Below are 20,363 nucleotides of genomic sequence, written 5' to 3'. Positions count from 1 at the left end.
TTCGTCCCCACGGATCCAGCACGGCCCGGCCATCGTTCGGTGCCGTGGTGATCGGGGGGCGCGATGCAGATCAGGATCCAGGTCGAACTCGAATGCAGGTTCACGACCCCGGGACCGGCGTTCCTTGCGGTCGAGGCCGCCGGAGCCTTCAGGCAGGAGATCAGCAAGGCGTCGATCGACTTTGGCCGGGTCGAACATCTTGCCCGTGTCCCGGGCGAGGAAGGGATCGGCGAGAAGATCATCATCCGCACCGCCTCCCAGATCGTCAGCGTCACACCCGGAGGATGAGCGCGCAGGCAGGGCCATGGGGCCCATCCTGCCGCAAGCTCGGGCTGTTGACCGCAGGGTTGCCAGGGCGCAGGCTTCGCCTTGACGACGGCCATGTGAGCAGATTATAGAAATGAACGGTCGTTCAATAAAAGCGGAGGGGATGCGCGATGTTCACGCGGGGGATGGAATTCGACCTGGGCGAGGATGTGAACGCCTTGCGCGACATGGTGCATCGTTGGGCGCAGGACCGCGTCAAGCCCATCGCCGCCGAGGTTGACCGCACGAACGCTTTCCCCAACGAGTTGTGGACCGAGATGGGTGACCTGGGCCTTCTGGGCATCACCGTCCCCGAGGAATTCGGCGGCGCGGGCATGGGCTATCTGGCCCATGTGATCGCGACCGAGGAAATCGCCCGGGCATCCGCCAGCGTCAGCCTGTCCTATGGTGCGCATTCGAACCTTTGCGTGAACCAGATCAAGCTGAACGGCACCGACGAACAGCGCCGCAAGTATCTGCCCGACCTGTGCAGCGGCAAGGCTGTCGGCGCCCTTGCCATGTCCGAGGAGGACGCGGGCAGCGACGTGGTGTCGATGAAGCTGCGGGCGGAAAAGAAGAACGACCGCTATGTCCTGAACGGCAGCAAATACTGGATCACCAACGCCCCCGACGCCCATACCCTGGTCGTCTATGCCAAGACCGACCCGGATGCGGGCAGCAAGGGCATCACCGCCTTTATCGTCGAACGGGGGATGGCGGGGTTCAGCACCTCTCCGCATTTCGACAAGCTGGGGATGCGCGGGTCCAACACGGGCGAGCTGATCTTCGAGAATTGCGAGATCCCCTTCGAGAATGTCCTGGGCGAGGAAGGCCGCGGCGTGCGCGTGCTGATGTCGGGCCTGGATTACGAACGGCTGGTGTTGTCGGGCATCGGCACCGGCATCATGGCCGCCTGTCTGGACGAGGTGATGCCTTACGTCCGCGACCGCAAGCAGTTCGGCCAGCCGATCGGCTCGTTCCAGCTGATGCAGGGCAAGATCGCCGACATGTATGTCGCGCTGAACACCGCCCGCGCCTACGTCTATGAGGTCGCGCGCGCCTGCGACGCGGGCAAGGTGACCCGGCAGGACGCGGCGGGCGCCGTGCTTTACGCCAGCGAACAGGCGATGGTGCAGGCGCATCAGGCCGTGCAGGCGCTTGGCGGGGCCGGGTTCCTGAACGACAGCGTGGTCAGCCGCCTGTTCCGCGACGCCAAGCTGATGGAGATCGGCGCGGGCACCAGCGAAATCCGCCGGATGCTGATCGGCCGCGAATTGCTGGGCCTGGTCTGATGCGCGTCCTTCTGGCCTGGGCGCTGCTTGCTTCGCCGGTCTTGGCGCAGGATGCGGAAACGCTGGCGGTAGATGCCTCGATCGTCGAAGCTTGCGTGGCCGACACCCCGGCAGGAGAGTTGACGCCCGCCTGCATCGGCGCCGCCGCCAAGGAATGCCAGCAGGCACCGGGCGGCGATACCACCATCGGCATCGTGCAATGCGTCATGGCCGAACACGCCGCCTGGGACGAGGCGCTGAATCGCGAATACAGGGAAACCCGCGCGGCCTATGGCGAGGATGAAACCGCCGCCGCCAGCCTGCTTGCCGCGCAACGGGCCTGGATCGCCTGGCGCGATGCCGAATGTGCGTTCCAGTATGACCGCTATGGCGGCGGCTCGATGCGGTCCGTGGCCGCCGCCAACTGCAAGATGAGCATGACGGCCATGCGCACCCTGGAACTGAAGGCGCTGCGCGGATGATGGGAGGGCGCCGCAACCCGATCGGCAGGCGCCCCGCCGGGGCGTCAGAACTTCATCACATAGCTGACGCCCGCCACGACCGGGTTTACCTCGACCTGGCCGATGTCGCCGCCGTTCAGCGTCACGTCGGCGTCGATGTCGATCCAGCGCAGGTCGGCGCGCAGGGCCGAACGGTCGTTGATCCAGTAGTCAGTGCCCAGATGCGCGGCCAGGCCCCAGCTGTTCTTCACGCGCAGGTCGCTGCCCGCCAGCGGCCCCCTGGCTTCCGCGTCGAAGAAGCCGGTGAAGTTCACGCCGATGCCCACGAAGGGCTTCAACTGCGGCGTGGCGTCGAAATGATATTGCAGCGACACGACCGGCGGCAGGTGCTTGACGCTGCCGATCTCGGCCCCGTTCGAACGGATCGAATGCTTGAAGGGCAGGGCGGCCAGAAGCTCGACCCCGATATTGTCGCGGATGAAATATTCGACGGTGATCTGCGGACGGGTGTTGTCGCCGATGCTGACCGGAACCGTGCCGCCGACCAGGGCGCCATTGTCGGACTTGGGATTCACATTGGCCAGGCCCAGACCCAGGGTCAGGTCGCCCGCCTGCTGCGCAGCCGCCGGGGAAATGGCAGCCAGAACGGCCACGGCGGCAAGGCACGGAATTTTCATCATACGACTCCTTCAAAGGTTACCGATTGCTGCCTGGACGCGGCGTACGGCCGAAAACATGATCTGGATCAAACCGCTGTGAAGATAAGCTCGGCTGCGACACTGCGCCGCGCCTCCCTTGGGAAAGCCTGCCCATGAAGCTGACATCCTCTGCCCTGACGACATCGGACATTTTCCGCGCCAACCGCGAGGCGCATCTGGCGCTGATCGAGGTCGCCCGTCAGGCGGCCTTGGCCGCTGCCGCCGGAGGCGGCCCCAAGGCGATGGAACGCCATACAAGCCGCGGCAAGATGCCGCCGCGCGAACGGGTGGCGAACCTGCTGGACGCCGGCAGCCCGCTCCTGGAAATCGGCGCCACGGCGGCGCATGGCATGTATGACGGCGCGGCCCCCGGCGCGGGCGTGATCGCGGGCATAGGACGGGTGCATGGCCAGGATGTGATGGTCGTGGCCAATGACGCGACGGTGAAGGGCGGCACCTATTACCCCCTGTCGGTCAAGAAGCACCTGCGCGCCCAGGAAATCGCCGAACAATGCCATCTGCCCTGCGTTTATCTGGTCGATTCGGGCGGTGCCAACCTGCCCAACCAGGACGAGGTCTTTCCCGACCGCGACCATTTCGGCCGCATCTTCTTCAACCAGGCGCAGATGAGCGCGAAGGGCATCCCGCAGATCGCCGTGGTCATGGGCAGTTGCACGGCAGGCGGCGCCTATGTGCCAGCCATGTCGGACGTCACCATCATCGTGCGCAACCAGGGCACGATCTTCCTGGCCGGTCCGCCCCTTGTGCGCGCCGCCACCGGAGAGGTCGTCAGCGCCGAGGATCTGGGCGGCGGCGATGTCCATACCCGCCTGTCCGGCGTGGCCGACTATCTGGCCGAGGATGACGGCCATGCCCTCGCCATGGCCCGCCGCGCCATCGGCAGCCTGAACCGCCGGATGCCCGACAGCGTCGTCTGGCAGTCGCCCGAACCCCCGGCCTTCGATCCCGAGGAGATCCTGGGCGTCGTCCCCGCCGACCTGCGCACCCCCTACGACATCCGCGAGGTGATCGCCCGCGTGGTGGACGGCTCGCGTTTCGACGAATTCAAGGCCCGCTTCGGCGAGACGCTGGTCACGGGCTTTGCCCATGTCGAGGGCTGCCCGGTTGGCATCGTCGCCAACAATGGCGTGCTGTTCTCGGAAGCGGCGCAGAAGGGCGCGCATTTCATCGAACTGTGCAGCCAACGGTCCATTCCGCTGGTCTTCCTGCAGAACATCACCGGCTTCATGGTCGGGCGCAAATACGAGAACGAAGGCATCGCCCGCCACGGCGCCAAGATGGTCACGGCGGTCGCCACGACCAATGTCCCCAAGATCACCATGCTGGTCGGCGGCAGCTTCGGCGCGGGCAACTATGGCATGGCGGGCCGCGCCTATTCCCCGCGCTTCCTCTGGACCTGGCCTAATTCGCGCATCAGCGTGATGGGCGGCGAACAGGCCGCAGGCGTTCTGGCCACCGTCCGCCGCGAGGGGATCGAGCGCCAGGGCGGCACTTGGTCCCCCGAGGAGGAGGCCGAGTTCAAGCGCCCCACGATCGAGATGTTCGACCGCCAGTCCCACCCGCTCTACGCCTCGGCCCGGCTCTGGGACGACGGCATCATCGACCCGCGCAAGACCCGCGACGTTCTGGCCCTGTCGCTGCGCGCCAGCTTGAATGCCCCCATCGAACCGACGCGCTTCGGCGTCTTCAGGATGTAGGCCGATGCATCATCCATCTTCTGTGTCCAAATATCCCGCGGGGGTCCGGGGGCGCGAAGCCCCCGGCTTGGCCCGCCACACGCAGGTGCCGCCATGTTCCAGAAAATCCTGATCGCCAACCGGGGCGAGATCGCCTGCCGCGTCATCGACACCGCCCGCAGGCTGGGCATCCGCACGGTCGCGGTCTTTTCGGACGCCGACCGCGCCGCCCGCCATGTCGCGATGGCTGACGAGGCCGTCCATATCGGCGGTCCTGCGCCCAAGGACAGCTACCTGCGCGGCGATGCGATCATCCGGGCTGCGCTTGATACCGGGGCGCAGGCGATCCATCCGGGCTATGGCTTCCTGTCCGAGAACCCGGATTTCGTCGATGCGGTGACGGCCGCGGGCCTGGTCTTCATCGGCCCCTCGGCCGATGCGATCCGGGCGATGGGTCTGAAGGACGCGGCCAAGGCGCTGATGGCCCAGGCCGGCGTCCCGGTCGTGCCCGGCTATCACGGGGAAAACCAGGATCCCGCCTATCTTGAGGAACAGGCGGGCCAGGTCGGCTATCCGGTGCTGATCAAGGCCGTGGCGGGCGGCGGCGGCAAGGGGATGCGCCTTGTCGAGCGTCCGGCCGACTTCGCCGCCGCGCTGCAATCTGCACAGGGCGAGGCCGCGACGGCCTTCGGCAACCCTGCCGTCCTGATCGAGAAATACATCCAGCAGCCCCGCCATATCGAGGTGCAGGTCTTCGGCGACGGCACCAAGGCCGTCCACCTGTTCGAACGCGACTGCTCCCTGCAGCGCCGCCACCAGAAGGTGATCGAGGAAGCGCCCGCCCCCGGCATGACGCCGGAAATGCGTCAGGCCATGGGCGATGCGGCAGTGCGGGCCGCCGAGGCCATCGGCTATGCCGGTGCGGGCACCATCGAGTTCATCGTGGACGGCAGCCAGGGCCTGCGCCCCGATGGCTTCTGGTTCATGGAGATGAACACCCGCCTTCAGGTCGAACACCCGGTGACCGAGGCGATCACCGGCGTCGATCTGGTCGAATGGCAGCTGCGCGTCGCCAGCGGCGAACCCTTGCCCGCGCGGCAAGACGACCTGACCATCAACGGCCATGCCTTCGAGGCCCGCCTTTATGCCGAGGACGTGCCCGCGGGCTTCCTGCCCGCCACTGGCCGCCTGGCGCATCTGCGCTTTGCCGACGATGCCCGCAACGAAACCGGCGTGCGCCAGGGCGACACGATCAGCCCCTGGTATGATCCGATGATCGCCAAGGTCGTCACCTGGGGCAAGACCCGCGCCATCGCGCTGAGCAAGCTGGAAGCAGCCCTTGTCGATACCGAGGTCGCGGGCACCGTCACCAATATCGACTTCCTGATCGCCCTTGCGCGGCACGACGGCTTCCGCAAGGGCGAGGTCGATACCGGCCTGATCGCCCGCGACCTCGACGCGCTTGTCGCGGCGTCCGAACCCCAGCCCGCAGCCCGCGCCCTTGCCGTCATCGGGCTTGCGGGTCTTGCCGATCCCCAGGTCAAGGGCGGCATGACCCTGTGGCAGCCCCTGCGGCGCACGATCCACTGGCAGGGCGGGCAGGCCGTGCTGGAGGTCCTGGGCCCCGGCGCGGCCCGTGTGACGCTGGACGGCCAGCCGCATGAGGTCCGCTGGCAGGGCGACCGCTGGTGGGTGGACGGCAGCCTTTGCCGCCACCGCATCACCGCCCATGACAGCGGCGTCAGCGTCTTCGGCGCGGGCAGCCTGCATCTGGCGCCGCTGGACCCGCTGGATCGGCAGGCCGATGCCGGGGCAGGGGCGGCGCTGACGCTCTCGCCCATGCCGGGACTGGTGAAATCGGTCGAGGTCATCGCCGGGCAGGCTGTGAAGACAGGCGACCGGTTGTGCGTGCTGGAGGCGATGAAGATGGAACACAGCCTGACCGCCGCCCGCGACGGCGTGGTGGCCGAGGTGCTGGCGCAAGCGGGCGATCAGGTCGAAGCCGGCGCCCCCTTGATCCGGTTGGAGGAAGAGGATGCCTGACACGCCCCCCGAACCCACGCCGACCGACGCCCCGCCCCCTGCCCAAGGCGGGCCGGTGGGCGACAGCGGCGAGATCATCCTGTGGCATGTGCCCTTGTCGCGGTCCATGCGGATCCTGTGGCTGCTCAATGAACTGGAACTGCCCTTCGCGTTGCGGGTGATGGACCTGCGCAGCAAGGACATGCGCGGCGCGGAATACGAGGCGATCCACCCCGTCGGCCGCGCCCCCGCCCTGCAGATCGACGGCAGCGTGATCCACGAATCCGGCGCGATGGTCGAATACCTCTGCGAGACGCGCGGCCCGCATCTGTGGCGCGCGCCGGGGGCCGAGGGGCGGCTGGGCTGGCTCGACTGGCTGCATTTCGCGGAAACGCTGGGCCAGCATATCGCCAACCTGACGCAAAGCCACCTGATGCTGCGCGACCCCTCCACGCGTTCGCATACGGTGATGAAGCTGGAAACCGCGCGGCTGGGCCGGGCGCTGCGGATGGTGGAACAGACGGTCGATGGGCAGGACTGGCTGATGGCCGGCGGCTTTGCGGGCGTGGATTGCGCCGTCGGCTGGTCGGTCTGGACCGCCGGCCGCTTTGTGCGTCTAACGCCCGCGCTGCAGGCCTATGCCGACCGCTGCACCGCGCGCCCCGCCTTCCGCCGCGCGCTGCCGCAGGAAGGCGAGCCGCAGCTTTACACCCAGGATTTCTACGAGCTTCCCGATGCCTGACTTCGTCGAAATCTTCGAGATGGGCCCGCGCGACGGGCTGCAGAACGAAAAGCGGCTGATCCCCGCCGCCGACAAGATCGCGCTGGTGGACCTGCTGTCCCAGGCGGGTTTCCGGCGGATCGAGGTGACCAGCTTCGTCAGTCCGAAATGGGTTCCGCAGATGGGCGACGCGGCCGAGGTCATGGCGGGCATCGCCCGCGCGCCCGGGGTCAGCTACGCCGTCCTGACGCCCAACATGAAGGGCTACGAGGGTGCAAAGGCCGCCCGCGCCAGCGAGGTCGCGATCTTCGCCAGCGCGTCCGAAGGCTTCAGCCGCGCGAACCTGAACGCCACCATCGCCGAAAGCCTGGAACGGCTGGTCCCGGTCGCGCAGGCGGCGCAGGCCGACGGCATCCCGGTGCGCGGCTATGTCAGCGTGGTCACCGACTGCCCCTTCGACGGCCCCACACCCCCCGCCAATGTCGCCCGCGTCGCGGCGGCCCTGCGCGACATGGGCTGTTACGAGATCAGCTTGGGCGACACCATCGGCCAGGGACGCCCGGAAACCATCGACGCCATGCTGGCCGCCGTGCTGGAGGAGATGCCCGCCAACCGCCTGGCCGGCCATTACCACGACACGGCTGGCCGCGCTCTTGACAACATCGATGCCAGCCTTGCGCGCGGGCTGCGGGTCTTTGACGCCGCGGTCGGGGGGCTGGGCGGCTGCCCCTATGCCCCTGGTGCTGCGGGCAATGTCGCGACGGAAAAGGTCGCGGCGCATCTGGCCGCGCGGGGCCATGCCCATGGCCTCGACATGACCATCATCGAAAAGGCCGCGGCCTTCGCGCGCGGATTGCGGGGAATGACCCATGCCTGAGACGATCCGCATCGACACCGACGCCCGTGGCGTGGCGACCCTGTGGCTGGCGCGGCCCGACAAGCACAATGCCCTGTCCCAGCGGATGATGGAGGAACTGACCGAGGCCGCGGCCCTGCTTGGCGCCGATCCCGCCGTGCGGGTGGTGGTCTTGGCGGGCGAGGGCGCCAGTTTCTGCGCGGGCGGCGATCTGAGCTGGATGCGGGCGCAGATGGATGCAGATGCGGAAACGCGGCGGGCCGGCGCGCGGGTGCTGGCCGGGATGCTGTCGGCGCTGAACCTGCTACCGAAGCCTCTGATCGCCCGCGTCCATGGCAATGCCTTTGGCGGCGGCGTGGGCATGATGGCGGTGGCCGACATCGCCATTGCCGCCAGCACCGCGAAGTTCGGGCTGACTGAGGTGAAGCTGGGCCTGATCCCCGCCACCATCGGCCCCTATGTCCTGGCCCGGATGGGAGAGGACAAGGCCCGGCGCGTCTTCTTCTCGGCCCGCCTGTTCGGCGCGGACGAGGCGGTGACGCTGAACCTTGCCGCCCGCGTTGTCGCGCCGGACGATCTGGACGGCGCCGTCGAGGCCGAGGTCGCGCCCTTCCTGCTGGCCGCCCCTGCTGCGGTCGCTGCCGCCAAGGCGCAATGCCGCGCCCATGGTCCGCGCATCGACCATGCCGTGATCGAGGACAGCATCGACCGGCTGGTCGCCGTCTGGGAGGGCGACGAGGCCCCGGAGGGGATCGCCGCCTTCTTCGACAAGCGCAAGCCCCGCTGGCAGGTCTGATCCGCATCCGCTAAGGCTGGCGAAGGACAGCAAGAGCGGCAGGCATGGAAGTCAGGATACTGGATGCGCGGATCCACGAATGGGGTCTGCCGGATTACCAGACGGCGGGCTCGGCGGCGATCGACCTGTTCGCCTGCCTGGACGCGGCGACCGCCATTGCCCCGCAGGCGCCCGCTGTGCTGATCAGCGCGGGGATCGCGCTGTCCTTTGACGATTTCTCCTTCGCGGGGCTGGTCCTGCCCCGATCAGGACAAGGCCACAAGCGCGGGCTGGTCCTGGGCAATTCGACCGGGCTGATCGACCCCGACTACACGGGCGAAGTGATGATCAGCACCTGGAACCGCAATCCGCCGGGATCGGACCCCATCATCATCCAGCCGGGCGAACGTATCGCGCAGATGATCTTCGTGCCCGTGCTGCGGCCGCGCTTCACGGTCGTGGACGCCTTCAGCCGGACCACCGCGCGGGCCGCGGGCGGCTTCGGCTCGACCGGGGCCTGAGGCGCGTGACCGGGTTCTGGCTGCTGCTGGGCGTCGCGGTGGCGGGCTGGGTCTTCGGCCTGCCGCGCCGGATGCTGCTGGCGGCTGTCGCGGCGGTCTGGGCGCTTGTCGTGCTGGCGCATCTGCTGGCCCCGGCCCTGGGCGCGTTCTTCGGCGGATCGGCGCGCGGCTGGCTGGTCGCGGGAGGTCTGGCGGGCCTTGTTCTGGCCTATCGCGCCGTGCTTGCCTGGTTGCGCGCCCGCGCCGTGCCCGTAGAACAGCCCGCACCCGCCGCCGCCCCGGTCGGGGATGCCGAACTTGACCGCTATGCCCGCCACCTTGTGCTGCGAGAGATCGGCGGCCCCGGCCAGATGCGCCTGCGCGAGGCGGAGGTGCTGGTGGTCGGCGCGGGCGGGCTTGGCGCGCCGGTCTGCCTTTACCTGGCGGCGGCGGGGGTGGGGCGGATCACGCTTGCCGACGACGACACGGTCGGCCTGTCGAACCTGCAACGCCAGGTGATCTTTCGCAGCGACCAGCAGGGGCAGCCCAAGGCCCAGGCCGCCGCAGTCGCGATGCGCGCGCTGAACCCGCTGGTCCAGGTGACGCCCCTGCTGCGCCGCATCACCGAGGCCGATGCGGACCTGATCGCCCAACACGACCTGGTGCTGGATGGCACCGACAGCTTTGACGTGCGCGATGCCGTGAACCGCGCCTGTGTCGCGGCCAGCGTGCCGCTGATCGCGGGGTCGATCGCGCAATGGGAAGGGCAGGTCACGCTCTATGATCCCGCGCGCGGCGGGCCCTGCCTGTCCTGCCTGTTCCCCACGGCCCCCGCGCCTGGTCTTGCCCCGCCCTGCGCCGAGGCTGGGGTGGTCGGCCCCTTGCCGGGCGTGGTCGGCAGCATGATGGCGCTCGAGGCGATAAAGCATCTGACCGGCGCGGGGCAGGGCCTGCGCGGGCGGATGATGATCTTCGACGGGCTTTACGGCGAAAGCCGCATGATCGGCACAACGCGGCGGGCGGATTGTCCGGTCTGCGGATCGGGTCTGGAAGGTGGCGCGACCGCCCCTTAGGTTCATGGCAAAGGAGACGCCATGAACGCCGAACTGACCCGCTGGACCGGACCCGAGGGGCTTCCCCGCTTCGACCTGATCGCCGACACCGACATTGCCCCCGCCTTCGACCGCGAACTGGCCGCAGCCGAAGCCGCGATGGAGGCGATCGCCGCCAATCCCGAAGCCCCGACCTTCGCCAACACCGTCGCCGCCATGGAGGTCGCCGAGGAAGGGCTGAACCGCGTGTTGTCGATCTTCTACACGCTGGCCAATGTCGATTCGAACCCCGCGCGAGAGGCGCTGCAGCGCGATTTCGCCCCCCGGCTTGCGGCCTATAACAGCAAGACCGGCATGGACCCGCGCCTTTATGCCCGCGTCAAGGCGGTGGCCGAGACCGCCGACACCCTGCCGCCCGAGGATCGGCGCATCACCGAACTGGCGCTGCGCGGCCTGACCCGGTCCGGCGCGGGGCTGGAGGGCGGGGCGCGTGACCGCATGGCCGCGATCCGCGCCCGCATGGCGGTCCTGACCACGCAATTCTCGCAGAACGTGCTGGCCGACGAACGCGATTATGTCCTGCCAGTGCCGGATGACCGGCTGTCGGGGTTGCCCGACTGGTTGCTGCGGTCCATGCGCGCGGCGGCGAAGGCGCGGGGGATGGACGGGCAGGTCGTCACCCTGACGCGGTCGCTGATCGTGCCCTTCCTGGAACATGCCGGCGACCGCGCGCTGCGCGAGATGGCCTTCAAGGCCTGGGCCGCGCGCGGGTCGGGCCAGGGCGCGGGCGGCAAGGCCACCGACAACCTGCCCCTGGTGGCCGAAATCCTGGCCCTGCGCCACGAACGCGCCCGGCTGCTGGGCTATGCCGATTTCGCCGCCTACAAGCTGGAACCCGAGATGGCGGGCAGTGCCGACCGGGTGGCCGACCTGCTGGGCCGTGTCTGGGAACCCGCCCGCAAGCGTGCGGCCGAGGACGAGGCCAGGCTGACCGCCATGGCGCATCAGGACGGCGTGAACGGCGCGCTGGAAGCCTGGGACTGGCGGCTTTACGCGGAGCGGCTGCGGCGGCAGGACCATGATTTCGACGCCGATCAGGTCAAGCCTTACCTGACGCTGGACGCGATGCTGGGGGCGATGATGGATGTCGCGCATCGCCTGTTCCGGCTGGAGTTCCAGCCCTTCGACGCGCCGCTGTGGTCGCCCGATGCCCGCGCCTGGCGGATCACCCGCGACGGGCGGCTGATGGCGATCTTCGTGGGCGATTATTTCGCGCGGCCCTCGAAACGGTCGGGCGCCTGGTGTTCTTCGCTTCAGGTCCAGCATAAGATCGGCAAGGGCCAGCGGCCCATCGTGGTCAATGTCTGCAACTTCACCCCGCCCGAGGAACCGGGCGCGCCCGCATTCCTGTCCTGGGACGACGCCCGCACGCTGTTCCACGAATTCGGCCATGCGACGCATCACATCCTGTCGGACGTGACCTGGCCCTCGATCTCCGGGACATCGGTGGCGCAGGATTTCGTGGAACTGCCAAGCCAGCTTTACGAACATTGGCTGGAACAACCCACTGTTCTGGACGCCCATGCGCGCCATTACCGGACGGGCGAGCCTTTGCCCGCCGATCTGCGCGACCGCCTGCTGGCGGCGGGCAAGGCCGATGCGGGCTTTGCCACGACCGAATATCTGGAAAGCGCGCTGGTGGATCTGGCCTTTCACCGGGGCGAGCCGCCCGCCGATCCGATGGCCGCACAGGCGCGCGTTCTGGCCGACCTGGATGCGCCCGGCGCGATCCCCATGCGCCATGCCACGCCGCATTTCAGCCATGTCTTCAGCGGCGACAGCTATGCCAGCGGCTATTACAGCTATATGTGGTCCGAGGTGATGGACGCCGACGCCTTTGCGGCCTTCCAGGAAACGGGCGACATCTTCGACCCGGCGACGGCAAGGCGGCTGGAGGAGACGATCCTGTCCAAGGGCGGATCTGCCCCGGCGGACCAGTTGTGGCTGGCCTTCCGCCAGCGCATGCCGGGGGTGGATGCGCTGCTGCGGGGACGCGGACTGGCCTGAAGGCTTCCGGCCTAGTCCCGCACCTCGTCCGGGTCCACGCCCCAGATGGCGGTCTTGGGCACCCAGCCGCGCTGTCCGCCGCCGGAAATGCGGCACCAGCCGGGGTCGCATTCGCCCAGCCGGACGATGGCGCCCATTTCCGCGCGTGCCACGATGTCGGCGTCGGGATTGGGGCGGCTGCGCAATTCGACCATGTCCTGCGTGACAAGGGCGGTGCGCACGCCCGACAGCAGCGCGTAATGGACCCAGCCGCCCGCGCCGTCCTTGTCCTCGACCCGGCGCCAATGGCCGAATTCCGCGACCACGCGCAAGGGCATCCCGGCATGGCGGAACACCCAGTCGATGCGGTGCGACAGGCTGGGGCCGCGCCGGGCATTGCCCTCGGACCCTTTCAGGCTGACATAGCGGGGGACGGGCAGGTTGGTGACGGGTCCGCGGGTTTCCCCGCCATCCTGGACGCGCATGATCCGCGCATCGGCCGATTGCGGCACGCCCTGGGGCTGGGCCAGTGCCAAACCCGCTGTCGCGATCAGGATCGCCGCGCCGCCACTTATAAGCGTCCGTATTCTCATGTCCCGTCCGTTCCTGCCGACCGCCGTTCAGGCGGCCCTTTCTGCCCCTTGTCCGGGGCGCGCGCAGGCACCCCCATGGGGTCTTGTGCCTGCCCCATAACGCGGGCAGTTTGCCAAAGACGGCCTGTCTTTGGAAGGCCGCCACGACATGACATCGAGAAAGTGAGGCCATCATGCACAGCCCGCAACCCTCGCGCCAGAAACTGCGCGTCGTCGTGACGCGCCGCCTGCCCGAGGCGGTCGAGACGCGCATGAAGGAACTGTTCGACGTGGTGCTGCGCGACGACGACACGAAGATGTCGCGCGACGATCTGGCGGCGGCGATGCGCGGCGCGGATGTGCTGGTGCCGACGGTGACCGACCAGATAGACGCCAACATGCTGGCCCAGGCGGGCGAACGGCTGAAGCTGATCGCCAATTATGGCGCGGGGGTGGATCACATCGACGTCCATTCCGCCCGGCAGCGGGGCGTCCTGGTGACCAACACCCCCGGCGTCGTGACCGAGGATACCGCCGACATGGTCATGGCCCTGATCCTGGGCGTCACCCGGCGCATCCCCGAGGGCATGGCCGAAATGCAGGCGGGCCGCTGGTCCGGCTGGGCGCCGACATCGCATCTGGGCGGGCGCGTGGGCGGGCGAAGGCTGGGGATCCTGGGCATGGGCCGGATCGGCCAGGCGGTCGCGCGGCGTGCCAATGCCTTCGGGATGCAGGTCCATTACCACAACCGCCGCCGCCTGCGCCCCGAGATCGAGGAGGAATTGCAGGCGACCTATTGGGAAAGCCTGGACCAGATGCTGGCGCGCATGGACATCATCAGCGTGAACGCGCCGCATACGCCATCCACCTTCCACCTGCTGAACGCGCGGCGGCTGAAGCTGCTGAAGCCGACCGCCGTGGTCGTCAACACCTCGCGCGGCGAGGTGATCGACGAAAACGCCCTGACCCGGATGCTGCGCGCGGGGGAAATCGCAGGGGCGGGCCTCGACGTGTTCGAACACGGACACGAGATCAACCCCCGCCTTCGCGAATTGCCGAACGTGGTGCTGCTGCCGCATATGGGATCGGCCACGATCGAGGGGCGCGCCGAGATGGGCGAAAAGGTCATCATCAACATCAAGACCTTCGCCGACGGGCATCGTCCGCCGGATCTGGTCGTGCCGTCGATGCTGTAAGGGGGCGCTGCCCCCGTTCCCGTGCCGGGCCTTCCCCGGGATATTTCATGAAGAAGACAGGATCGGGATGACCGACAGAATCGGACTGGGGGCTCGCTGGGCCGTGTCGGCGCTGTTCTTCGCGAACGGCCTTGTGGTCGGAAGCTGGGCGCCGAAGCTGCCCGCGATGATGGCGCGGCTGGGGATCAGCGAAGCCGTGGCCGGCTTGCTGGTGCTGGCGCTTGGCATCGGATCGGTCTGCCTGATGCCGGTGTTCGGCGGTCTTGTCGCGCGGCGCGGATCGGCCCATGCGGCGAAACTGGCGGCCGTCCTGTTCACGCCCAGCCTGATCTGGATGTCCCTGGCGCCGAATGTCTGGACAGTCGCCCTGACCGTGCTGGTCTTCGGCGGGCTGATCGGGGGGATGGACGTCGCCATGAACGCCAATGCGGTGGCGGTGGAACGCGCAAGGCGCCGGGCCATCATGTCGTCCTGCCACGGGTTCTGGTCCCTCGGGGGGCTTGCCGGGGCAGGGGCAGGGGGCGCCGTCATCCAGGCGGTCGGGGAAACGGCGCACGCCGTCATCGTGTCGATGATCGTGGCAGTGATCCTGGCCCTCGCCTTTCCGCGCCTGTTGCGCGACAGCCCGGCGGGCGAACACAAGCACCAGCCGCTGCGTCTGCCGCGCACGCCGCTGCCTTATCTGATCGGCGTGATGGCGCTTGCCTGCATGATCCCGGAAGGGGCGATCCTCGACTGGGCAGCAGTGTATCTGCAACGGGAAATGGGCGCCTCTTTGGCCGTGGCGGGCTGGGGTTTTGGCGCCTGTGCCGGAACGATGGCCGTGATGCGCTTTCTGGGCGACGGGATACGGCGCCGTTATGGTGCGGTCAGGACGCTGCGCGTCAGCGCGGTGATCGCCATGGCAGGGCTGGCCTTCGCGGCACTGGCGCCGACGCCCCCGGTTGCGCTTGTGGGCTTCGGGCTGGCCGGGATCGGTATCGCGAACCTTGTGCCGATCGCCTTTTCGGCGGCGGGCAATGTGCCGGGACTAACGCAGGGCATCGGGCTGTCGGTCGTCACCACCATGGGCTATTCCGGGATCCTGCTGGCACCCGGCAGCATCGGATTTCTGGCGGAACAGACAAGCTTTGCCGTCATCTATGGAGGCTTGTCGCTGCTGTTGCTGGTGCCGCTTCTGATGTCGCGCCTGGCGCGGACGGCCGATTTCGGCGGCTGATCCGTTTCAGGGACGCAGCGCGCCCGCCACCAGCATCACCGACACCAGCCCCAACCAGACCGAGGCCGCGCGCTGGATCACCTGCATCCGACCCGCGCCGCCGTGCCCCATCCGGGCCACGCTGCCCGCGCCGCCCCAGATCAGCGCCACGGCAGCGGCCGTCACGCAGAACAGCGCCAGCCGGGATGCAAAGGCCGGGGCGGCGGGGGCGGGCAGCAGGACCAGGGCGATGATCAATGCCTTGGGATTCAGGACTGTGGTGACATAGACGCGGCGGGCCGTGATGTCGCCGCCTGCCTGCGCCAGCGACCCGCGCCCCCACAACTTGACCGCCAGAACCATCACCCAGGCTGCGGCCGCAAGCTTGATCCCCTGCGCCGCAAGGGGGAAGTTCCCCAGAAGGCTGTGCCCGACCAGGGCCAGGGGCATGATCGTCGTCAGATATCCCAGGATTTCGGCCGGGATCAGCCGGGCCGTGCGGCCCATCCCATCCGAGGCGCCGGCAAGGCCCATCAGGGTATTGGTCGGGCCGGGGGTCAGCAGCAGGCCCAGAACGGCGGTCAGAAAGGCGGCAAGGGTCATGGTCGTCCGTCGCGTTGTTTCCGCCTGCCTATCGTCAGGCGGTCGTGGCGACCTTGACCTGGATCAGTCACCGATAGACGTTTTCCTCGGCCGGAAATTTCCTGTCCCGCACCGCTGCGGCATATGCGGCGATGGCCTCGTCGGCGTTGCGGCCCAGGTCGGCGAACTTATGGACGAAGCGCGGCACCCGCGCCGAGAGGCCCAGCATGTCGTCCAGAACCAGGATCTGCCCGTCGCAGCGGGCGGAGGCACCGATGCCGATGGTGGGCACTGTGACCGCTTCGGTCATGCGCACGGCCAGCGGCTCCACCACCCCCTCGACCACGATCGAGAAGGCCCCGGCCTCGGCCACGTCCACCGCGTCCTGGATGTGGCGCGCCCAGCTGTCGGTGTCGCGCCCCTGGGTCTTGAAGCCGCCAAGGGTATGGGTCGCCTGCGGCAGCAGGCCCACATGGCCCATGACCGGGATGCCCCGTTCGGTCAAGAACCGGACGGTGGGCGCCATCCGGCTGCCGCCTTCCAGCTTGACCGCGCCGCAGCCGGTCTCGGCCATGATCCGCGCGGCGTTGCGGAAGGCCTGCCCGGGGCTTTCCTCATAGCTGCCGAAGGGCATGTCCACGACCACCATCGCACGCTGGCTGCCGCGCATCACCGCCTGGCCGTGCAGGATCATCATCTCGGTCGTGACGCCCACGGTCGAGGGCAGGCCGTGGATCACCATGCCCAGGCTGTCGCCGACCAGGATCAGGTCGGCATGGGCGTCCACCATCGCCGCCATCGGCGCGGTATAGGCGGTCAGCGCGACGATGGGCGTCGCGCCCTTGCGTTCGGCGATCTGCGGCGCGGTGACGCGCTTGATGCGGGTTTCAACGGACATCGGGAACGCCTTTCGGATGGGCGACCCGCTGATCGATCAGCAGCACCTCGCCCAGGCGAACGGCCAGCAGGATCACCACGGGGGCTTGGATGATTGCGATGCGCGACAGGTCGTCCGCATCGCGAATGTCGATGGAGCGGACCTGCGCCAGGGGTTCCGTGGCGATGACGCGGCGCAGTTCGGCGCGTATGGCGGACAGGCCCGCGCCTTCCGCCACCATCTGCGCCGCGCGGTCCAGGGCGCGGTTCAGCACCGGGGCGGCGGCCCGTTCGGCCGGCGACAGGCGGCGGTTGCGCGAGGACATGGCCAGCCCGTCCGCTTCGCGCATCGTGGGCACCGCCAGGATCTCGACCGATACGTCCAGGTCGGCCACCATCTGCCGGATCACGGCGAGCTGCTGATAATCCTTTTCGCCAAAGGCCGCCGCATCGGGCCGGACGATGTTGAACAGCTTGGTCACGACGGTCGCCACGCCGCGGAAATGGCCGGGCCGCAGCCGGCCCATCAGCATCCGCGACAGTCCCGTCACCTCGACCACGGTCTGCGCGCCGGGGCGATAGATGTCGGCCACGGCCGGCAGGAACACCGCGTCGCAGCCCGCCCGCCGCAGCAGGGCGATGTCGTTTTCCTCGTCGCGCGGATAGGTTGCCAGATCCTCGCTGGGGCCGAACTGCGTGGGGTTCACGAAGATCGAAGTGACGATCCGACCGCCGCCTTGCGCGTCCAGCCAGCGCCGAGCATGGGCCACCAGCGACAGGTGGCCGTCATGCAGCGCACCCATCGTCGGAACAAGGGCCACGCGGCCTTGGCCCCCTCGCCAGTCGCGCATCGCCTGCTTGTCGCGGCAAATCTGCATTCCGCCCCCCTTTGGTGGCGCAGACCCTAATGGAACGACACGGATTCGCACAAGTGCTGCGTTGCAGCATGTCGTTTTTGGCCATTATAGGTCGGGCCCATCTGACGGGCAGGATGCAGCCGTGGCAGTAACGGGCAACAACACCACCCAAGGAGTCGCGCGAATGAAGTCGCATGTGAAGGTTCTTGTCGTCGGAGGCGGCGCAGTCGGCTGCGGCATCGCGCTCCATCTGGCCCGCGCCGGGTGGGAGGTGATGCTGGTCGAGCGTGACGAGCTGACGGCAGGATCCACCTGGCACGCGGCCGGGCTGCTGCCGCTGTTCAACATGAACTATGCGACGACCCATATCCACGACTACTCGGTCAAGCTATACGCCGAGTTGGAGGCGCAGACCGGCCTGAACGCGGGCTTCACCCGCTGCGGCAACCTGCGCATGGCGCAGACGCAGGACCGGATGGACGAATACATGCTGTATTCCGCCACCGCCGAGACGGTCGGGATCGAGCATCACTTCCTGACCCCCCAGCAGATCAAGGACCGCTGGCCCCTGGTCCGCACCGAAGACCTGAAGGGCGCGCTGTTCCACCCGACCGACGGATACATCAACCCCGCCGACGTGACCCAGGCCATGGCCAAGGGCGCGCGCATGGCCGGCGCCACCATCGAGCGCAAGATCCAGGTGAACGGCTACAAGTGGACCGGATCGGAATGGATCGTCACCTGCGAAAAGCTGGTGGAGAAGGGCGGCAACCTGGTCGGCTCGGGCGAGGTCTTCGAGATCCGGGCCGAGCATGTCGTGACCGCCACCGGCAACCACGCGCAGCGCACCGCGCGGCTTCTGGGCATCAAGATCCCGGCGATCCCGGTCGAGCATCAGTATATCGTCACCGAGCCCGACCCGGCCCTTGCGAAATGGCGGGCCGAGGGCAACCCGGAACACCCGGTCCTGCGCGACGCCGACGCCAAGTGGTATGTGCGCGAGGAACGCGGCGGCTGGATCCTTGGCCCCTATGAGCGCAACGCCCCGGCGCGGTTCCTCTATGACGTGCCCGAATCCTTCCGCGCCGACCTGTTCCCGCTGGACCTGGAACGGATCGAGGAGGAATACATGTCGATGATCCACCGGATCCCGACATCCGAAACGGTGGGGCTGAAGGACGACTATAACGGCCCGATCTGCTATACGCCCGACGGCAACCCCCTTGTCGGCCCGGCGCCCGGCCTGCGCAACATGTGGCTGGCCGAGGGCTTCAGCTTCGGCATCACCGCGGCAGGCGGCGTCGGCCATTACCTGACGCAGATGATGGTCGAGGGCGAGGCCGAGATCGACATGGCATCGCTGGACCCGCGCCGCTATGGCGGCTGGATGACCACCGAATACGCCGCCCGCAAGAACGAGGAAGCGTATGAGCATGTCTTCATCCTGCACCACCCCGACGAGGAACGAGAAGCCTGCCGACCGCTGCGGACCTCGCCCGCCTATGACCGGCAGAAGGCGCGAGGGGCGCAGTTCGGGCAGGTGAACGGCTGGGAACGGCCGAACTACTATGGTCCCGAAGGCTTCGACGACCATGCCTCCCGCAGCTTCCGGCGCGGCGGATGGTGGCAATATGCGAAGGAGGAAGCCGAGGCGATCCGCAGCGCGGCGGGCCTGATCGACGCCATGGCCTTCGCCAAGCACATCGTCAAGGGGCCGGGCGCGACGGCTTTCCTGGACTGGCTGACCACCAACAGGTTGCCCAAGGTCGGCCGCATCAACCTGACCTATGCGCTGACCGACGCGGGCACCACGCGGACCGAATACACCATCGTCCGGCTGGCCGAGGACAGCTATTACCTGGTGTCCGCCGGGGCATGGGCCGCCTATGACGGCGATCATCTGGTGAAATCGGCCGAGGATTTCATGGCGGCGGGCGGCCATCATGTCGGCATCCAGGACGTGACGACCCAATGGGGCGTCTTTGCCCTGGCCGGTCCGGCGTCCCGCGACATCTTGGCGAAACTGATCCGCGACGCGCAGCCGGAAACCGCCCTGTCGAACAAGCGATTTCCCTGGCTGTCGGCCAAGCGGATCGAACTGGGCATGGTGCCGGTGAACGCCATACGCGTGGCCTATACCGGAGAGCTTGGCTGGGAGCTGCACCACCCGATCGAGATGCAGAACCATCTGTTCGACCGGCTGATGGAAGCGGGCGAGCCGCTGGGCATGAAGCTGGTCGGCGCACGGGCGCAGAACTGGCTGCGGCAGGAGAAATCCTATCGCGCCTTCGGCACCGAACTGGGCCGGGACGCGACTCCGCTGGAAGCCGGGCTGGACCGTTTCGTGGACCTGTCCAAGGACTTTCGCGGCAAGGCGGCGATGCAGGACAAGGGTATCCGGTCCCTGTGCGTCACGCTGCTGATCGATGGGCCGCAGGACGCCGATCCCTGGGGGCGCGAAGGGATCTTCCTCGACGGGACCAAGGTCGGGCGCCTGACCTCGGGCGGCTATTCGGTCGCTTTCGGCAAGCAGATCGGCATGGGCTATGTCCGCCCCGACCTGGCCGCGCCCGGAACGAAGCTGAAGGTCCGCATGTTCCGCGAATTGTGGGACGCCGAGGTGGCCGAGGACAGCCCCTATGACCCGCAGAACGCCCGCATCCGCGTGGACGGCTAG

General features: G+C 68.1%; 19 protein-coding genes. 14 read left to right on the top strand and 5 right to left on the bottom strand.

Annotation, left to right across the window (positions count from 1 at the left end; all coding sequences use genetic code 11):
- Window positions 1-63 precede the first annotated feature (63 nt).
- The 3 genes from CK944_RS13200 (at window position 64) to CK944_RS13190 (ending at window position 2,059) form a co-directional block, all read left to right on the top strand.
- Window positions 64-288 carry a hypothetical protein gene (locus CK944_RS13200; RefSeq protein ID WP_103173533.1) on the top strand — a complete coding sequence of 75 codons (225 nt, stop codon included), beginning with the start codon at window positions 64-66 and terminating at the stop codon, window positions 286-288.
- A 149-nt stretch (window positions 289-437) separates the two neighbouring features.
- Window positions 438-1,598: an isovaleryl-CoA dehydrogenase gene (locus CK944_RS13195; RefSeq protein ID WP_103173532.1), complete on the top strand. Its 1,161-nt coding sequence runs from the start codon at window positions 438-440 to the stop codon at window positions 1,596-1,598.
- A complete protein-coding gene (locus CK944_RS13190; protein WP_103173531.1) occupies window positions 1,598-2,059 on the top strand; it encodes a lysozyme inhibitor LprI family protein in 462 nt (153 codons plus the stop codon). The genes CK944_RS13195 and CK944_RS13190 overlap by 1 nt, the downstream gene beginning before the upstream one ends.
- 44 nt (window positions 2,060-2,103) lie before the next feature.
- Here the strand turns inward: CK944_RS13190 and CK944_RS13185 are convergent, their stop codons facing one another.
- Window positions 2,104-2,715, bottom strand: a complete 612-nt coding sequence (locus CK944_RS13185; protein WP_103173554.1) for an OmpW family protein — start codon at window positions 2,713-2,715, stop codon at window positions 2,104-2,106.
- A 134-nt stretch (window positions 2,716-2,849) separates the two neighbouring features.
- Between CK944_RS13185 and CK944_RS13180 the strand changes: the two genes are divergently transcribed.
- The 8 genes from CK944_RS13180 to CK944_RS13145 all read left to right on the top strand — a co-directional run bounded on the left by CK944_RS13180 (window position 2,850) and on the right by CK944_RS13145 (window position 12,426).
- Window positions 2,850-4,454, top strand: coding sequence for a carboxyl transferase domain-containing protein (locus tag CK944_RS13180; RefSeq protein WP_103173530.1), 1,605 nt, complete (start codon window positions 2,850-2,852; stop codon window positions 4,452-4,454).
- Window positions 4,455-4,547: 93 nt separating this feature from the next.
- Window positions 4,548-6,476, top strand: coding sequence for an acetyl/propionyl/methylcrotonyl-CoA carboxylase subunit alpha (locus tag CK944_RS13175; protein ID WP_103173529.1), 1,929 nt, complete (start codon window positions 4,548-4,550; stop codon window positions 6,474-6,476).
- Entirely contained in the window at window positions 6,469-7,197 is a 729-nt protein-coding gene (locus CK944_RS13170; protein WP_103173528.1) for a glutathione S-transferase family protein, read from the top strand. The genes CK944_RS13175 and CK944_RS13170 overlap by 8 nt, the downstream gene beginning before the upstream one ends.
- Window positions 7,190-8,053 carry a hydroxymethylglutaryl-CoA lyase gene (locus tag CK944_RS13165; RefSeq protein ID WP_103173527.1) on the top strand — a complete coding sequence of 288 codons (864 nt, stop codon included), beginning with the start codon at window positions 7,190-7,192 and terminating at the stop codon, window positions 8,051-8,053. Before CK944_RS13170 ends, CK944_RS13165 begins: the two co-directional genes overlap by 8 nt.
- Entirely contained in the window at window positions 8,046-8,828 is a 783-nt protein-coding gene (locus CK944_RS13160; protein WP_103173526.1) for a crotonase/enoyl-CoA hydratase family protein, read from the top strand. Before CK944_RS13165 ends, CK944_RS13160 begins: the two co-directional genes overlap by 8 nt.
- A 44-nt stretch (window positions 8,829-8,872) precedes the next feature.
- Entirely contained in the window at window positions 8,873-9,328 is a 456-nt protein-coding gene (dut, locus tag CK944_RS13155) for a dUTP diphosphatase (protein ID WP_103173525.1), read from the top strand.
- 71 nt (window positions 9,329-9,399) lie between these two features.
- Entirely contained in the window at window positions 9,400-10,380 is a 981-nt protein-coding gene (locus CK944_RS13150; RefSeq protein ID WP_103173553.1) for a HesA/MoeB/ThiF family protein, read from the top strand.
- 21 nt (window positions 10,381-10,401) lie between these two features.
- Window positions 10,402-12,426 carry a M3 family metallopeptidase gene (locus CK944_RS13145; RefSeq protein WP_103173524.1) on the top strand — a complete coding sequence of 675 codons (2,025 nt, stop codon included), beginning with the start codon at window positions 10,402-10,404 and terminating at the stop codon, window positions 12,424-12,426.
- 11 nt (window positions 12,427-12,437) lie between these two features.
- Here CK944_RS13145 and CK944_RS13140 read toward each other — a convergent pair whose 3' ends face one another.
- The gene (locus CK944_RS13140; RefSeq protein WP_103173523.1) at window positions 12,438-12,998 is read right to left on the bottom strand and encodes an SH3 domain-containing protein; all 561 of its coding nucleotides are present in this window, start codon (window positions 12,996-12,998) and stop codon (window positions 12,438-12,440) included.
- A gap of 173 nt (window positions 12,999-13,171) precedes the next feature.
- On the opposite strand from CK944_RS13140, the gene CK944_RS13135 reads away from it, so the two are divergent.
- Together CK944_RS13135 and CK944_RS13130 are read left to right on the top strand one after the other, a co-directional pair.
- Window positions 13,172-14,173 carry a D-glycerate dehydrogenase gene (locus tag CK944_RS13135; RefSeq protein WP_103173522.1) on the top strand — a complete coding sequence of 334 codons (1,002 nt, stop codon included), beginning with the start codon at window positions 13,172-13,174 and terminating at the stop codon, window positions 14,171-14,173.
- Between the two features lie 67 nt (window positions 14,174-14,240).
- The gene (locus CK944_RS13130; RefSeq protein ID WP_103173521.1) at window positions 14,241-15,392 is read left to right on the top strand and encodes an MFS transporter; all 1,152 of its coding nucleotides are present in this window, start codon (window positions 14,241-14,243) and stop codon (window positions 15,390-15,392) included.
- A gap of 6 nt (window positions 15,393-15,398) precedes the next feature.
- Here the strand turns inward: CK944_RS13130 and CK944_RS13125 are convergent, their stop codons facing one another.
- The 3 genes from CK944_RS13125 to panC form a co-directional block, all read right to left on the bottom strand.
- Entirely contained in the window at window positions 15,399-15,974 is a 576-nt protein-coding gene (locus tag CK944_RS13125) for a hypothetical protein (RefSeq protein ID WP_103173520.1), read from the bottom strand.
- 67 nt (window positions 15,975-16,041) lie between these two features.
- On the bottom strand, window positions 16,042-16,851 hold the full coding sequence (panB, locus tag CK944_RS13120; protein WP_103173519.1) for a 3-methyl-2-oxobutanoate hydroxymethyltransferase: 810 nt from the start codon (window positions 16,849-16,851) through the stop codon (window positions 16,042-16,044).
- Window positions 16,841-17,707, bottom strand: coding sequence for a pantoate--beta-alanine ligase (gene panC, locus CK944_RS13115; RefSeq protein WP_103173518.1), 867 nt, complete (start codon window positions 17,705-17,707; stop codon window positions 16,841-16,843). Before panC ends, panB begins: the two co-directional genes overlap by 11 nt.
- A 163-nt stretch (window positions 17,708-17,870) precedes the next feature.
- Between panC and CK944_RS13110 the strand changes: the two genes are divergently transcribed.
- The gene (locus CK944_RS13110) at window positions 17,871-20,363 is read left to right on the top strand and encodes an FAD-dependent oxidoreductase (RefSeq protein WP_103173517.1); all 2,493 of its coding nucleotides are present in this window, start codon (window positions 17,871-17,873) and stop codon (window positions 20,361-20,363) included.

It is taken from the genome of Paracoccus sp. SY (assembly GCF_002901215.1).
GTDB classification, from domain to species: Bacteria; Pseudomonadota; Alphaproteobacteria; order Rhodobacterales; family Rhodobacteraceae; genus Paracoccus; species Paracoccus acridae.
This window is presented reverse-complemented; position numbering and strand designations above follow the sequence as displayed.

Coding starts and splice junctions, on each gene's coding strand:
- CK944_RS13200 (WP_103173533.1), top strand. CDS start 64: ATGCAGATCAGGATCCAGGTCGAACTCGAATGCAGGTTCACGACCCCG.
- CK944_RS13195 (WP_103173532.1), top strand. CDS start 438: ATGTTCACGCGGGGGATGGAATTCGACCTGGGCGAGGATGTGAACGCC.
- CK944_RS13190 (WP_103173531.1), top strand. CDS start 1,598: ATGCGCGTCCTTCTGGCCTGGGCGCTGCTTGCTTCGCCGGTCTTGGCG.
- CK944_RS13185 (WP_103173554.1), bottom strand. CDS start 2,715: ATGAAAATTCCGTGCCTTGCCGCCGTGGCCGTTCTGGCTGCCATTTCC.
- CK944_RS13180 (WP_103173530.1), top strand. CDS start 2,850: ATGAAGCTGACATCCTCTGCCCTGACGACATCGGACATTTTCCGCGCC.
- CK944_RS13175 (WP_103173529.1), top strand. CDS start 4,548: ATGTTCCAGAAAATCCTGATCGCCAACCGGGGCGAGATCGCCTGCCGC.
- CK944_RS13170 (WP_103173528.1), top strand. CDS start 6,469: ATGCCTGACACGCCCCCCGAACCCACGCCGACCGACGCCCCGCCCCCT.
- CK944_RS13165 (WP_103173527.1), top strand. CDS start 7,190: ATGCCTGACTTCGTCGAAATCTTCGAGATGGGCCCGCGCGACGGGCTG.
- CK944_RS13160 (WP_103173526.1), top strand. CDS start 8,046: ATGCCTGAGACGATCCGCATCGACACCGACGCCCGTGGCGTGGCGACC.
- dut (WP_103173525.1), top strand. CDS start 8,873: ATGGAAGTCAGGATACTGGATGCGCGGATCCACGAATGGGGTCTGCCG.
- CK944_RS13150 (WP_103173553.1), top strand. CDS start 9,400: ATGCTGCTGGCGGCTGTCGCGGCGGTCTGGGCGCTTGTCGTGCTGGCG.
- CK944_RS13145 (WP_103173524.1), top strand. CDS start 10,402: ATGAACGCCGAACTGACCCGCTGGACCGGACCCGAGGGGCTTCCCCGC.
- CK944_RS13140 (WP_103173523.1), bottom strand. CDS start 12,998: ATGAGAATACGGACGCTTATAAGTGGCGGCGCGGCGATCCTGATCGCG.
- CK944_RS13135 (WP_103173522.1), top strand. CDS start 13,172: ATGCACAGCCCGCAACCCTCGCGCCAGAAACTGCGCGTCGTCGTGACG.
- CK944_RS13130 (WP_103173521.1), top strand. CDS start 14,241: ATGACCGACAGAATCGGACTGGGGGCTCGCTGGGCCGTGTCGGCGCTG.
- CK944_RS13125 (WP_103173520.1), bottom strand. CDS start 15,974: ATGACCCTTGCCGCCTTTCTGACCGCCGTTCTGGGCCTGCTGCTGACC.
- panB (WP_103173519.1), bottom strand. CDS start 16,851: ATGTCCGTTGAAACCCGCATCAAGCGCGTCACCGCGCCGCAGATCGCC.
- panC (WP_103173518.1), bottom strand. CDS start 17,707: ATGCAGATTTGCCGCGACAAGCAGGCGATGCGCGACTGGCGAGGGGGC.
- CK944_RS13110 (WP_103173517.1), top strand. CDS start 17,871: ATGAAGTCGCATGTGAAGGTTCTTGTCGTCGGAGGCGGCGCAGTCGGC.